Source organism: Bradyrhizobium australiense (genome assembly GCF_013114825.1).
Lineage (GTDB): Bacteria > Pseudomonadota > Alphaproteobacteria > Rhizobiales > Xanthobacteraceae > Bradyrhizobium > Bradyrhizobium australiense.
In genome coordinates, this window is record NZ_JAAVLX010000011.1 from 233,291 (window position 1) to 245,971 (window position 12,681).

The window sequence follows — 12,681 nt, forward strand, 5'->3', positions numbered from 1 at the left end:
GGGCGGCTTTTTCATGGGCGCGATCTATGCGGCTAATGATTGGCGGACGGAATTGCACCGGGAAGCCACGATCAAAGGGAAACAAACCCAAGCCCCGCCCGCCAAACAAATTCACAACCGGCGCATGGTCAACCTGAGCACATGACAAATCTGATCCTTCTTACCGAATCGAACGCCAAGCGCTGGGCCGCCGCTAGGCTGACCCGCAATTTCACGCCCACTGCCCGTCACCTGGTCGCGCCCGCTGCCAAGGCCAGATACCAGGCCGTTTCTGCCAGGACCGGCGTGCCTTGGGCGGCAATTGCCGTCATCCACGAGCGCGAGTGCTCGCAGGATTGGACCGGGTCGTTAGCGCAAGGCGACCCCTGGAACAGGGTTTCTGTCCATGTACCTGCGGGCCGAGGACCGTTCAGGTCCTGGGAAGAGGCAGCAATCGACGCGCTCGTCAACTGCGCCCCTTATGCCGCGCGCAACAAGGACTGGAGTATTGGCCGGACGCTAGCCAAGCTCGAGCAGTATAACGGGCTTGGTTACGCCGCGCGAGGGAGGCCGTCGCCCTACATCTGGGCCGGCACCGACCAGTATCGATCCGGCAAGTATGTCCGCGACGGCGTCTACGATCCGAACGTCGTGGATGGCCAGCCTGGTTGCGCCGGCCTGCTGAAGACGATGATGGCGCTTGATCCCACTATCACGTTCACGGGGGCGACGATCACGCCGGTGATTTCCGTCAAGCCGATCCCGGCTGAAAAGCCTGCCGCGCCCTCGATTATCAATCCGTCGAAAGGCTCGATCGGGGCGTTCATCGCCAACATTTTCAACGTTATTTTCAGGAGGAAAGCATGATCAGCACATGGAACGAGGTCAAGGCATGGTTCAAGGATTCCGTGACGATCCTCTGGGCGCGTATCCAGTACATCGCCGGCATCGTCGGCGCAGGCCTCATCGCGGCCTTCTCGGGATACGACTTCACGCAGCTATCGAGCCTGGACGCGAAGTCGGCGTTCAAGATGCTGGCCTTTGCCGCGCTGGCCGGCGTTATCACTGAAGCCTGCCGCCGCCGGACGCTCTGACATGAAAATCGTGCTCGCCCTGCTGGCTTGGACGGCCGTGCTGGCCGGCGGATGGGTGATCTGGATGGCGAGCCAGCTCTATCAGGTCCGCCCCGGCGTGTTCGGAGCTGAAGGATTGGCGGTCGTGTTCGCGGTATGGATGATGCTGGAGGCGCGCAAATGTGGATGACCATCATCAGTTTCATCGGCGGCCCGGTCATCAAGGGTCTGATCGAAGGCTACAAAGCGAAGCTTGCTGCCGGCAACACCTCTGAAAGAATCGCGAGTGAGACGGCATCTGCCGAGATTGCCGCGCAGGTCTCCGAAACCAACGCGATCATGCAATATCGCGCGGCCGAAATCGGGCACTGGTACGAGCCCGACAAGCTGATGGGATATTTCGTGGCGATCTATTTCGGAAAGCTGTTGATCTGGGACAAGGTTCTTGGCCTTGGCGCAACCGATCCGCTCGCGGGCTTCGCGGCGATCACCTCGAATCTCGTGGTTTCGTTCTATTTCGCCAAGCGAGGTTTCGAGAACGTTGCGCGGATTATCAAGCGATGACCGGGATGCAGGCTGCGGATGTCAGGGCCATCGTCATCGAGACGCTGGCCGAACAGCAGAGGATTCGTCACGACGATATCGACGCAGTGGTTCTCAAAACCGTCGCAACGACACTGACTTCGTTTGGGATAGACGAGGATGATCGTAGAGAGCTTCGCGCTGATTTTCAGCACCTGCGGCGCTGGCGCAGAAGTGTCGAACAGGCACAGAGCTATACCTTCAAGGCCGTTGTCACGATGATTGTAACGGGATTCGTCGGTGCCGTGTGGCTCGGCATCAAGGCGACGCTCGGCAAATGATCTGTTGACCTGCCGCGCACAGATGAACTCGAATTCAGGTGCGACATGTATCGGATTCGCGAGGTTGACGGGACCGAGGACGATATTGCGGACACGCTTGCAGAACTTCATCAGTTGACGTTCCTTGACACTGCACCCGTTCCGCAATTCGATCAGGGGCACTGGTGGCTTGCGTTTTACGGAACCAAGCCGGTTGCTTTCGCCGGGCTCATTCCGTCGACGCACGTATTCAAAGCGGGCTATTTCTGCCGCGTTGGAGTGCTGGGCAAGCATTGCGGACGTCGGCTTCAGTTGCGCCTGATGCGAGCCATGGAGGCGCGTGCACGTCTGAGTGGCTGGTGCTCGATCGTGTCTGACACCACTGATAATGTCCACTCGGCCAACAACTTCATTCGCGCGGGCTACTGCCTGTTCATGCCAACGCATCCCTGGGCCTGGCCGAACACGCTTTATTGGCGCAAGGACATGAAATAGCGGCTCGGCATCTCCAGCCTCAAATGCCTCTACTCGCCCGGTGGCCTGTCGGCCGCCGGGCTCTTTTGCGTTTTTGGGACAACCTCTTGCGGCGGAGTAGCCATGCCTTCCGTGCGCCTTGATCATTGGCGGTCAGCCGGTAGACTGGCAAAGCTTGAGCGGTGCAAAACGACGGAGCAGGCGAGGAAACATATGACGGGAGGCGGCGGCAAGCCGGATGCAGGTTCGCCCGCGGGACCGGGTACGGACAGCTATGCCGCCATGGTTGCGCGTGCCAAGGCCCTGATTCCGGACTTGCGCGGTCGCGCTTCAAAGACGGAGGAGCTCCGCCGCCTACCGCCAGAGACCGAACGCGACTTGCATGACGCCGGATTGTTCCGGATCGTGCAGCCCAAGCGCGTCGGAGGTGCCGAGCTTGACTACGTCGCTCTGGTCGATTGCGCCGACGCGCTGGCGCAGGCGGATGCTTCCGTCGCGTGGAACTTCGCCAATCTCGCCAGCCACCACTGGATGCTGGGCATGTTTGACAAGTACGCGCAGGATGCCGTCTGGGGCAGGAATGCCGATGCGTTGATCGCCTCGTCCTTCATCTTTCCGGCAGGGCGGGCGCGAAGAGCTGAGGGGGGATACGTCCTGCGCGGTCATTGGCCGTTCTCCTCGGGTGTCGAGTCCTGCGACTGGAACATGCTTGCAGGCGTGGTGTCCTCGGAAGATGAGGCCGAGGGTGTCGAATATCGGATATTCCTGCTCAACCGCAGCGAATACAGGATCAACGACACCTGGAATGCGACGGGCCTGTGCGGTACCGGGTCGAACGATGTATGGGTCGAGGATCGCTTCGTTGCGGAGAACATGACCGTAGCAGTCAGCGATCTGACCGGCGGACCGACGCCCGGAAGTGCCATCAATCCAAACGCACTCTATGCACTACCGGTATTCACGCTTTTTCCTTACGTATTGTCGGGCGTCGGTTTGGGCAATGCGCAAGCCTGTCTCAATGACTACGTTGAGTTCGCGCGGCATCGGGCCTCGACCTACAATCGCGCCAAGCTCAGCGATCTGCAGACGACTCAAATCAAGATCGCGGAGGCCTCCGCCAAGATCGACGCGGCCAGGCTCGTGATGCGTACCAACTGCATCGATGCGATGGACGACGCGAGGCGCGGCTATGTTCCCGACCTTGCGGACAAGACGAGGTTGCGGCGGGACGGTGCCTTCGCGGTGAACCTCTGCACCGAAGCGGTTTCGCTGTTGTTCGCGGCAAGTGGCGCACGCAGCCTGTTCACGTCAGGCGCGCTGCAGCGGCAATTCCGAGATGCTCACGCCGTGAATTCGCACCTCGCATTCAATTTTGATGCGGCAGGAACCAACTATGGACGCGTGGCGCTTGGTCTGCCGTCCGAAAATTTGACGCTCTGAGGCCCGGCGGATGTCTGATGCACCCAAACATCCGGCCGATCCGGCCAATGAACTTGCCAGCGACAACTCGGCGATTGACCCACGCGATTTTCGCAATGCCCTTGGCGCATTCGCCACCGGCGTCACCATCGTCACGGCAATGGCCGCGGATGGAAGGCCGTACGGCGTGACCTGCAACTCCTTTGCTTCAGTATCGCTCAATCCGCCGCTGGTGTTGTGGAGTCTCGGGATGTTTTCGCAGGGGCTTACAATCTTCCAGAACGCCAGCCATTTTACGGTCAACGTTCTCGGAGCCTCTCAGCAGGCGCTGGCGTCGCAGTTTGCAAAGTCATCGGACGACAAGTTCGCCGGCGTGTGCTGGACGCCGGGGCTCGGCAACGCGCCGGTGTTGACCGATTGCGTCGCCAATTTCCAATGCCGCGCGGCCAATCGGTATTACGGTGGCGACCACATTATCTTCCTGGGCGCCGTTGAGGCCTATGCCTATAATCGGCAGGAACCCCTGCTGTTTGCGCGCGGTAGTTTCGGCCGGTTTATTGCTGAAAATGGCAATAAATCATCGTGAGCAACTGCCGAATCTCGCTGGGCCTTCGACGAATCTGCGGCAGACCGCAAATCTAGATCTTTGCCATCTCCGCGCGATACCAGTGGCCAATCTCGCTGGCCGTCATCAGCGCCACGCCGTCGTGACCCAGGACATAGTCGAGCAACGCCTCCAGATATTTGATGCGATGCGGCACGCCCGTGATATACGGGTGAACTGAGATCGCCATGATCCGCGCGTTCGATGCGCCTTCGAGATATAGCCGGTCGAACTGATCGGTGCAGCGTTTCAGGAACTGCTCGGAAGACAGATGCTGCAGCGCGTGGATGACGATGTCATTGGTTTCGACTGAATAGGGAATCGTGGTGATGGTGCCGTGAGGCGTGGCGATGTCCTGCGGCAGATCATCGATCACCCAGTCCGCGACATACTCGATGCCGTTGAGGCGCAGCAGATCGAGGGTTTCCTCTGTCTCCGTGAGACCGGGGCTTTCCCATGACCGCGGCGGCTTGCTTGCAAATTTCGAAATTGTCTCGACCGATCGTTTGATGGCATCCGCCTGGTTCTCGATCTTATGCATCGGCCCCTGCACGAAACCGTGGCCCATGAATTCAAAGCCGGCGTCGAGCGCGGCGGAAGCGACACGCGGGTAGGCGTTGCAGACGTTGGCATTGAGCGCCAACGTTACGGGTATTCTGCGCTCGGTCAGTGCCTTGAACTGTCGCCAGAAGCCGGCGCGCATCCCGTATTCGTGCCAGGACCAGTTCGGCACGTCTGGCAACAGCGGCTGGCCCATCGGCGGGCTCAACACGGTGCGAGGCATCGCGTTCTCGATCCGCCACTCCTCGACATTGAGGATGACCCATACCGCGAGTTTCTTGCCGCCGGGAAGCGTCAGCTTCGGTCGGTCGACTTGCGCTTGATAGGGAATGCGATCGCTCAGTGCCACGGCAAGCTCCCCCGCGGATTATTCGGCGGCTTTGGAACCGCTGGATGCGCCGGCATTGATCCTCGGCACTACCTTTTCAGCCATCAGGATCATTGACCGACGTCCCAGTTCGCGGTCTTTCCAGTCCTTGCCGGCATAGAGCAGCGTGCCGAAGGGGCCGGTCTCTTCCTGAAAAGCCAGCAGTTGATCCGCCACGCTTTCCGGCGTGCCATGAATGATCAGCTTGTCGCAGATCGACTCCAGCGTCACCTCATCGTCGGGCTGATCGCGACGCGTCTTGAACAGTTCTATACGGCCACCGCGCTTCAGCTTGGTGAACAGCGAGCGATAATAATAAACATAAGGCCCATTCGGATCGGTGGCGTAGGCCTTCGCTGTTGCTGCGTCCTTGGCGACGAACACGCTCTTGGCAACGCGCCAATTTGCTGTATCCGCAGGCCGGCCGGCGCGTTCGCATCCCTCTACGTATTTCGGCCAATGGCTTTTTACCCAGGCCGGCATCAGGAAATTCGCCGAGATTGGTTCCCAACCGCGGGCGGCGGCTTCCGTCACACCCTTTGAAAACGGCGCCACCGCAGTGACCACGATCGGCGGGTGCGGCCGCTGCAATGGGCGCGGAATGAAGCCCTGGCCGATGTCTTCGATCAGAGTTTTCTGAACCGATATATTCCAGAATTGGCCTTGCAGATTATAGGGCGGCTCGCCCGCCCAGATCTGAAGCACCTGATTGATCGCCTCCAGGAACATGGCATTCCTATCCGCCTCGAGATTGCCGAACACTTCCGCGTCTGATAGCAGGCCGCCGGGGCTGATGCCGAAGATAAGGCGTCCGTCGAGCATATGATCAAGCATCGCGATCGAGGCTGCAATCGCGGCCGGGTGAGCGTTCGGCATGTTGACGGTGCCGGTGCCGAGCTTGATCTGCCTGGTCGCCGCGGCGAGCCAGGCGATGAAGGCCATGCAGGAAGTGATATTCTCGGCCTTGTCGGTGACGTGCTCGCCGACATAGGCTTCGGTGAAGCCGAGTTCATCGGCCAGCAGGAAAGCCTCGCGATCCTCCTTGAGCGAAAGCCGCCAATCCTTATCGACAGGATGGATCGGCATCGTGAAGAACCCAAGCTTCATGGTCTGCTCTTCCCCAAGGCAGGCTTTTGGTTTGGACAGAACGTGCGTCGTTCGTCGCTCGAAAACAAGCTCAAAGTCGCAATTATCATCCGATAACAACTTGACCTTTGGCGGGCTCAGCCGTCTAATCCCGCGAAAATGCCGACAGTTGGCCGAGGAGGTCACGCCCAGAATGAAAGCCTCGGCTTTCGCTTACGCTCGCGCAACCAGCGTCGAAAATGCGCTGGATTTGCTGAGCGTGCATGGCGAAGCGGCCAAGCTATTGTCGGGCGGTCAGAGCCTGTTGCCGGCGATGAATCTGCGCCTGATCGCACCCGAACTCCTAGTCGATGTCAGCCAGTTGGTCGAGTTGCGCGGGATTGTGGTGAAGGAGGGAGTCGTCACCATCGGTGCACTGACACGTCACGCCGATCTCTTGAAGTCCCCCGAAATAGCAGCCCATGCGCCGTTGCTGATGGATGCGGTCGCCCATGTCGCCCATCCCGCGATCCGCAACCGCGGCACCATCGGGGGAAGCCTCGCGCATGCAGACCCAGCCTCCGAACTCCCGGCCTGCATGCTCACACTTGGCGCCACCATCATTGCCCGCGGTCCGAGCGGCGAGCGGCGGATTGCGGCAAACGAGTTCTTCGTTGGGATCTACGAAACTGCGCTTACGCCGCAGGAACTGCTGGTTGCCGTCGAGTTGCCGGTGACGCCAATAAACTCGACGCATTTCTTTCATGAGTTCGCCCGTCGGCATGGCGATTACGCCATCGTCGGCTTAGCGGCGCAGGCCTCCGTCAAGGATGGGGGCTTCGCCGATCTTCGCCTTGGCTTCTTTGCCGTCGGCGATCGCCCGTTGCTGGCTAACTCTGCAAGCAAGCTGGTCGACGTCGTCATCACGTCTGCGGTGTTGACTGAGGCAGCTTCCGCATTGGATGACGAACTCGATCCGCTGGAGGATCAACAGGCGACACCCGCTATGCGGCGACTTCTGGCGAAGGTCCTGCTGACACGTTGTGTATTCGCGCTGCTCGCCCGCCCTGATCTGTGCGCGGGAGTGTCAGCGTGACGGCTGCGGTTGCGATTTCGCTAAGTGTCAATGGGGAGCGTGTAGAGGCGAATGTACTGCCGCGCCTGAATCTGGCAGATTTTCTTCGCGAGCATCTCAAGCTGACCGGCACGCATGTCGGTTGCGAACATGGCGTGTGCGGCGCATGCACGGTGCGGGTCAATGGCGATATCGTCCGTTCCTGCCTGCTGCTTGCAGTACAGACGCACAATGCGACGGTAGAGACGATCGAGGGGTTGTCCGACAGCGGTGAGATTGCTGATTTGCAGTCTGCATTTCGAGAACGTAACGCACTGCAATGCGGCTTCTGTACGCCGGGAATGCTGATGGCGGCGCAGGATCTGCTGAAACAATCGCCGTCTCCGGATCGGGGACAGATCCGCGAACATCTTGCCGGCAACTATTGTCGCTGTACCGGCTACCAGGCAATCGTCGACGCCATCGAGAGCGCCGCGTGGGCACGCGCAGGGCGCCTGCCATGACATCAGACAAGGCAAATCCGGAAGCGCTTTCTGCGTTGGATCGCCCGAACTCCTACATTGGCAGGACAGTGCCGCGGCCGAACCTCGATCGGCTGATGCAGGGGCGCGGGCTCTACGTCAGCGATGTCGAGCTCCCGCGTATGGCGCATGTCGTGTTCCTACGCTCGCCGCATGCGCATGCGAGGATCATCAGCATCGATGCTTCGGCGGCCAAGCAGATGCCGGGAGTGATCGCCGTTGTTTCAGGCAGGGAGCTGTCGACTGTCATCACGCCGTGGGTCGGCGTGCTCTCGCATTTGAAGGGCCTCAAATCCGCGCCGCAAAGTGCTATCGCGGTCGACCGAGTGTGCTGGCAGGGTGAAGCGGTCGCGGCCGTGGTGGCGGCCAGCCGCGCACAGGCCGAGGACGCGGCAGAGCATGTTTTGGTTAAATATGAAGGACTGCACGCCGTAACGGACATGCGCACCGCGCTCGATCCGGCAACACCCGTGATCCATGCCTCCCTCGGCGACAATCTGGCCTTCGAACGCATTCACGATGCGGGCGCCGTCGATCAGGCTTTTGCCGAATCCGACGAAGTGGTCGACGCAGAGTTCGTTTTCGGACGGCACACCGGCGTGACGCTGGAACCCCGTGCGGTGGTAGCAGACTGGAACGTCGCAGAAGCCAGACTGACCATCTATCAAGGCACGCAGGCGCCGCATATGGTGCAGAATATTGCAGCACTCCATCTTGGCTTGAAAGAATCGCAGGTCCGCGTCGTCTGCAAGGACGTCGGCGGCTCCTTCGGTATCAAAGTCCATATCTATGCCGACGAGATGGCGACTTACGCACTATCCAAACTCCTGCGGCGTCCGGTTAAATTCGTCGCAGACCGGGTCGAGAGCTTCAACACCGACATTCATGCCCGCGACCATCGCTGCAAGGGAAAAATCGGCGTCAAGCGCGATGGCACCATCACGGCATTCGAGATCGACGATCTTACGGGCATCGGGCCTTATTCGATGTATCCGCGCACCAGCGCGATCGAGGCCAATCAGGTCGTCAATCTCGTCGGCGGGCCCTATGTGACCGGAAATTACCGTGCTCGTGCCCGCGTCGTATTCCAGAACAAGAACGTGATGTGCCAGTATCGAGCCGTTGGCCATCCGATCGCCTGCTCGGTGACGGAAGGCCTGGTCGACCTGGCAGCCATGAAGATTGGCTTGGATCCACTTGAAATCCGTCGCCGCAATCTGATTGCCGACAACGCCTACCCATGCGCCTCGCCATCAGGTCTGCGCTTCGAGCAATTGTCGCACCATGCGGCGCTCGCCAAGCTCGTCCAGATGATGGATTATGATGCGTTACGCGCTGAGCAGGCCGCCCTGCGAGTGAAGAACGTCCATCGTGGCATCGGCATTGCCAGCTTTATCGAAGTTACCAATCCCAGCGCGGCGTTTTATGGCGTAGGCGGTGCGAAGATATCCTCGCAGGATGGTGTCGCGGTGCGGCTTGACGCGCAGGGGTCAGTGATCTGTCAAACAAGTATCACCGAGCAGGGACAGGGATCGGAATCGCTCACTGCACAGATCGTTGGAAGCGTGCTCGGCGTCTCCATGGATCGCGTCCGTGTGATTTTGGGCGACACGGACAATACGCCGTATGGCGGGGGCACCTGGGCCTCGCGTGGTGCCGGCATTGGCGGCGAGGCCGCACTGCAGGCCACCAAGGTACTGCGCAAGAACATACTCGACATCGCAGCCGCCATCCTCCAGTCCACGCCGGGCGAGCTCGACATCGTCAACAACGCGGTAGTAAAGGTCGCCGATGGCGCGCCGCGGATCGATTTGAGCGAACTCGCGCGCATTGTCTATTTCCGCCCTGACACGCTGCCGCCCGGCGTTCAGCCGGAACTGATGGCGACCAGGCACTTTGTCCCGCGCGAATACCCCTTCGCCTTCACCAATGGCGTTCAGGCATCGTGGCTGGAGCTCGATACCGATACCGGTTTTGTGAAGCTGCTGAAGCATTGGGTGGTCGAGGATTGCGGCACGATTATCAACCCTCAACTGGTCGATGAGCAGATCAGGGGCGGCGTGGTGCAGGGGCTTGGTGCCGCGCTGTTCGAGAAATGCGTGTACGACGAACGTGGCCAGCTCACCAACGCCAATATGGCCGACTATCTGGTTCCGATGTCCGGTGAAATGCCGGACATCGATGTCGGGCACGTGGTTTCACCGACATTGGAATCGGAGCTGGGTGCAAAGGGCGCCGGGGAGGCCGGTACCGCAGGTGCGGCGGCCGCCGTTACCAATGCGGTCAACGACGCACTCAAGCCGTTTGGAGCAATCGTTACCGAGATTCCCCTCACGCCTCAGGTTATCCTGACCGCCCTGGGACGAATCTGATCCGAGCGCGATAACATCGATCAGGAAGAGCAGGGCGTCCTATCGACCGAGCTCAGCGCACCATGCAAACCGAATCCAATGAAGTCCTTTACGATGTGACTGACCATATCGCCGTCATCACGCTCAATGCATCCGAGCACATGAATACGATTTCAGGTCCCATGCTGAATGTTCTGATGCGGCTGCTCGTCAGGTCAACGAGGATGGGGACCATCGTTGTGTAATCCTCACAGGCAATGGGCGCGCATTTTGTGCCGGTTTGGATTTGCAGAAAGAGCGCAGCGGCGATGGTCTCAGTGCGGCTTCGTCATCGACCTTGCTTGACCTGCGAAATACGCCGTCGACCGTCCGGCAAGCGATGGACAAGCCGAGGATTTGCGCTGTGAATGGCGGGGCCGTAGGGTACGGCATAGATGCGGCGCTCGGCTGCGACATTCGCATCATGTTTTCAAGGCGGGCATTTGGCACATGGACCGCCAGAATCTCCTCACGCAAGCGAACACGCGCCCATCGTGCGTCGTCATCCCCGCGTGCAATTGATCGCAACGGGGCATGTCCATCGCGCGGCACTGACCATGTTTGCCGGCGTGCCGACCACGATCTGTCCCGCCCCGAACCGTGCCGTCGATCTCGATCTGGCTGAAGTGCGTGAAGCGCTTCCTTCAAGGTGGAGCCGCTGGCCTTCCACCCCCACAGCTGGTTTCCGGGCGAGGGATTCAGCACTATCGTTACCCATCAAGTCCCGGTAGGCACCTTCGGCGGCCTACACCCGTTTTTTTGGGCCAGATGGGAAGCTGTTGTAGCCGTGCGGCATTCCTCGGCAGGACCGCCGATTGCATAAGCTGAAGATCGGGCGCAATCTTTCCCAAAAGGCGGCCGCAACTCTAAGATTTGTGCCGCTCATACAAATGGGGGAAATGATGCGGCCGCTTTATCTGGTGATTCCAATGCTTGCCTTGCTTTTGAGCCATTATGCGATGGCGCAGGGGAGCTATCCGGACCGCCCCATCAAGATGATTGTGCCGCTGGCCGCGGCAAGTGCGGTCGACGTCGCTGCGCGGATCGTCACCCAGAAGATGGCCGACAATATGGGCCAGCAAGTCGTAATCCTGAACCAGCCGGGCGCTTCAGGGCTGATCGGGGCGGAGGCCGTCGCCCGCGCCGAACCTGATGGCTATACGATTGGTGGGTTCAATGACAGCATCATGACAATGGTGCCGAACCTGCAGTCCAAGATGCGCTGGGACATCCTGAAGGACTTCGAGCCCGTGTCGCTGGTTGCGACGGTGGAGTGGGGACTGGTTGCCAACAATCAGGCGAGCTTCAAGAACGCAGCAGATCTGATCGCGGCCGCGAAGGCGACGCCCGGCAAGATCGATTATGGCTCGGGCGGGCCGGGAAGCCCACAGCATCTGGCGATGGCAATGTTTGCGTCGGCCGCCGGCATATCGTTGACGCATGTGCCTTATAAGGGGGCCACCCAGGCTGCAACCGACATCGCCGCCGGCCAGATTCCTGTAGGTTTCCAGGGCTTGGGCACGGTCGCAACGCTCGTGCGTGGCGGCCAACTCAAGCTGATCGGGGTAACCACCGAGAAGAGATTGTCGCAATTCCCTGACGTGCCGACCGTCTCGGAATCCGGTCTGCCCGGCTTCTTCTTCAATTCATGGTTCGCAATTCTTGCTCCCGCCCGTACCCCGAAGGATATTGTTGTCCGCCTGAACGCCGAGGTGCTGAAGGCGGTTGGCGATCCTGATGTGCGCCGCAAGCTTGAAGAGCTGGGTTTCGCCGTGCGCGGCAGTTCAGCGGAAGAGCTGCGCGCCATGACGCACGATCAGCTCGAGAAGTATGAGCGCGTGATCAGGGAAACGGGAATCGCCAAGGAATAGTTGCCGACCGATGCACCACAGCGCCAGGGTCGGCAGCCTATCTCGTAATCAGTAGCAGGCGTAACGGCGGCCGTTGCGGCCGACATGGGAACAAGAGGCGATTCACTCAATCAAGCCCATCCTTATTCCAACATCATATTCGGCGGTTCAATTAGTCTCTGGCTTCTCGGAGGCATCACTGCAATCGTGCGCGGCACCGGCGACATGAAGACGCCGGCACGAATTGCCATTTTTCGAGCCGGTGCCGCGCTGCCACTATTTGGAATACTGATTTTTGGATGGGGGCCGGTCCCTGGATTTGGGATAGCCGGCGCCGCAGCCGCAATGCTGATCTACTACACCCTTGGCGTCGTCGGGCTGTTCGTTCATTTGCAGTCCATCAAGAGTCCTATCCATCTCACCTGTTCCGCCTTCCGGTCACGGTAGCAGCTCTTCTCGGG

16 protein-coding genes and 2 pseudogenes are annotated in these 12,681 nt (G+C 59.9%); 16 read left to right on the plus strand and 2 right to left on the minus strand.

Translation table 11 applies throughout. From position 1 onward, the window contains the following. The first annotated feature begins 13 nt into the window (after positions 1-13). From HCN58_RS36850 to HCN58_RS30055, 9 genes are all read left to right on the plus strand, one after another. Positions 14-145 (plus strand): hypothetical protein, encoded by a 132-nt coding sequence (locus HCN58_RS36850; RefSeq protein WP_283814645.1) that lies wholly within the window; start codon positions 14-16, stop codon positions 143-145. Next, positions 142-846 (plus strand): hypothetical protein, encoded by a 705-nt coding sequence (locus HCN58_RS30020; RefSeq protein WP_171582957.1) that lies wholly within the window; start codon positions 142-144, stop codon positions 844-846. Before HCN58_RS36850 ends, HCN58_RS30020 begins: the two co-directional genes overlap by 4 nt. Then, positions 843-1,073 carry a hypothetical protein gene (locus HCN58_RS30025; RefSeq protein WP_171582958.1) on the plus strand — a complete coding sequence of 77 codons (231 nt, stop codon included), beginning with the start codon at positions 843-845 and terminating at the stop codon, positions 1,071-1,073. Before HCN58_RS30020 ends, HCN58_RS30025 begins: the two co-directional genes overlap by 4 nt. 1 nt (position 1,074) lies before the next feature. Next, entirely contained in the window at positions 1,075-1,242 is a 168-nt protein-coding gene (locus HCN58_RS30030; RefSeq protein WP_171582959.1) for a hypothetical protein, read from the plus strand. Further along, entirely contained in the window at positions 1,233-1,616 is a 384-nt protein-coding gene (locus HCN58_RS30035) for a hypothetical protein (protein WP_171582960.1), read from the plus strand. Before HCN58_RS30030 ends, HCN58_RS30035 begins: the two co-directional genes overlap by 10 nt. Continuing rightward, positions 1,613-1,915, plus strand: a complete 303-nt coding sequence (locus tag HCN58_RS30040) for a hypothetical protein (protein WP_376701233.1) — start codon at positions 1,613-1,615, stop codon at positions 1,913-1,915. The genes HCN58_RS30035 and HCN58_RS30040 overlap by 4 nt, the downstream gene beginning before the upstream one ends. 45 nt (positions 1,916-1,960) lie before the next feature. Continuing rightward, positions 1,961-2,389 carry a GNAT family N-acetyltransferase gene (locus tag HCN58_RS30045; RefSeq protein WP_171582961.1) on the plus strand — a complete coding sequence of 143 codons (429 nt, stop codon included), beginning with the start codon at positions 1,961-1,963 and terminating at the stop codon, positions 2,387-2,389. Positions 2,390-2,581: 192 nt separating this feature from the next. Then, on the plus strand, positions 2,582-3,808 hold the full coding sequence (locus HCN58_RS30050) for an acyl-CoA dehydrogenase family protein (RefSeq protein ID WP_235984006.1): 1,227 nt from the start codon (positions 2,582-2,584) through the stop codon (positions 3,806-3,808). Positions 3,809-3,818: 10 nt separating this feature from the next. Continuing rightward, positions 3,819-4,373 carry a flavin reductase family protein gene (locus tag HCN58_RS30055; RefSeq protein ID WP_171582962.1) on the plus strand — a complete coding sequence of 185 codons (555 nt, stop codon included), beginning with the start codon at positions 3,819-3,821 and terminating at the stop codon, positions 4,371-4,373. A gap of 52 nt (positions 4,374-4,425) precedes the next feature. On the opposite strand, the gene HCN58_RS30060 is transcribed toward HCN58_RS30055, so the two are convergent. Then, on the minus strand, positions 4,426-5,301 hold the full coding sequence (locus tag HCN58_RS30060; protein WP_171582963.1) for a polysaccharide deacetylase family protein: 876 nt from the start codon (positions 5,299-5,301) through the stop codon (positions 4,426-4,428). 18 nt (positions 5,302-5,319) lie between these two features. After that, complete coding sequence (locus HCN58_RS30065) at positions 5,320-6,426, minus strand: LLM class flavin-dependent oxidoreductase (RefSeq protein ID WP_171582964.1); 1,107 nt, start codon at positions 6,424-6,426, stop codon at positions 5,320-5,322. Positions 6,427-6,598: 172 nt separating this feature from the next. Between HCN58_RS30065 and HCN58_RS30070 the strand changes: the two genes are divergently transcribed. From HCN58_RS30070 to HCN58_RS30095, 7 genes and pseudogenes are all read left to right on the plus strand, one after another. Further along, complete coding sequence (locus HCN58_RS30070) at positions 6,599-7,480, plus strand: FAD binding domain-containing protein (RefSeq protein WP_171582965.1); 882 nt, start codon at positions 6,599-6,601, stop codon at positions 7,478-7,480. Then, entirely contained in the window at positions 7,477-7,962 is a 486-nt protein-coding gene (locus HCN58_RS30075) for a (2Fe-2S)-binding protein (protein ID WP_171582966.1), read from the plus strand. Before HCN58_RS30070 ends, HCN58_RS30075 begins: the two co-directional genes overlap by 4 nt. Then, complete coding sequence (locus HCN58_RS30080; protein WP_171582967.1) at positions 7,959-10,352, plus strand: xanthine dehydrogenase family protein molybdopterin-binding subunit; 2,394 nt, start codon at positions 7,959-7,961, stop codon at positions 10,350-10,352. The genes HCN58_RS30075 and HCN58_RS30080 overlap by 4 nt, the downstream gene beginning before the upstream one ends. Before the next feature lie 62 nt (positions 10,353-10,414). Further along, a pseudogene (locus HCN58_RS37235) lies at positions 10,415-10,797 on the plus strand (enoyl-CoA hydratase/isomerase family protein); the annotation flags it as partial. After that, positions 10,791-11,155 (plus strand): annotated as a pseudogene (locus tag HCN58_RS36255) (metallophosphoesterase family protein); the annotation flags it as partial. The pseudogenes HCN58_RS37235 and HCN58_RS36255, both read left to right, overlap by 7 nt. Positions 11,156-11,299: 144 nt before the next feature. After that, a complete protein-coding gene (locus HCN58_RS30090) occupies positions 11,300-12,241 on the plus strand; it encodes a Bug family tripartite tricarboxylate transporter substrate binding protein (RefSeq protein WP_210266213.1) in 942 nt (313 codons plus the stop codon). An 84-nt stretch (positions 12,242-12,325) separates the two neighbouring features. Next, positions 12,326-12,667, plus strand: coding sequence for an MATE family efflux transporter (locus HCN58_RS30095; RefSeq protein ID WP_171582968.1), 342 nt, complete (start codon positions 12,326-12,328; stop codon positions 12,665-12,667). Positions 12,668-12,681: the final 14 nt, after the last annotated feature.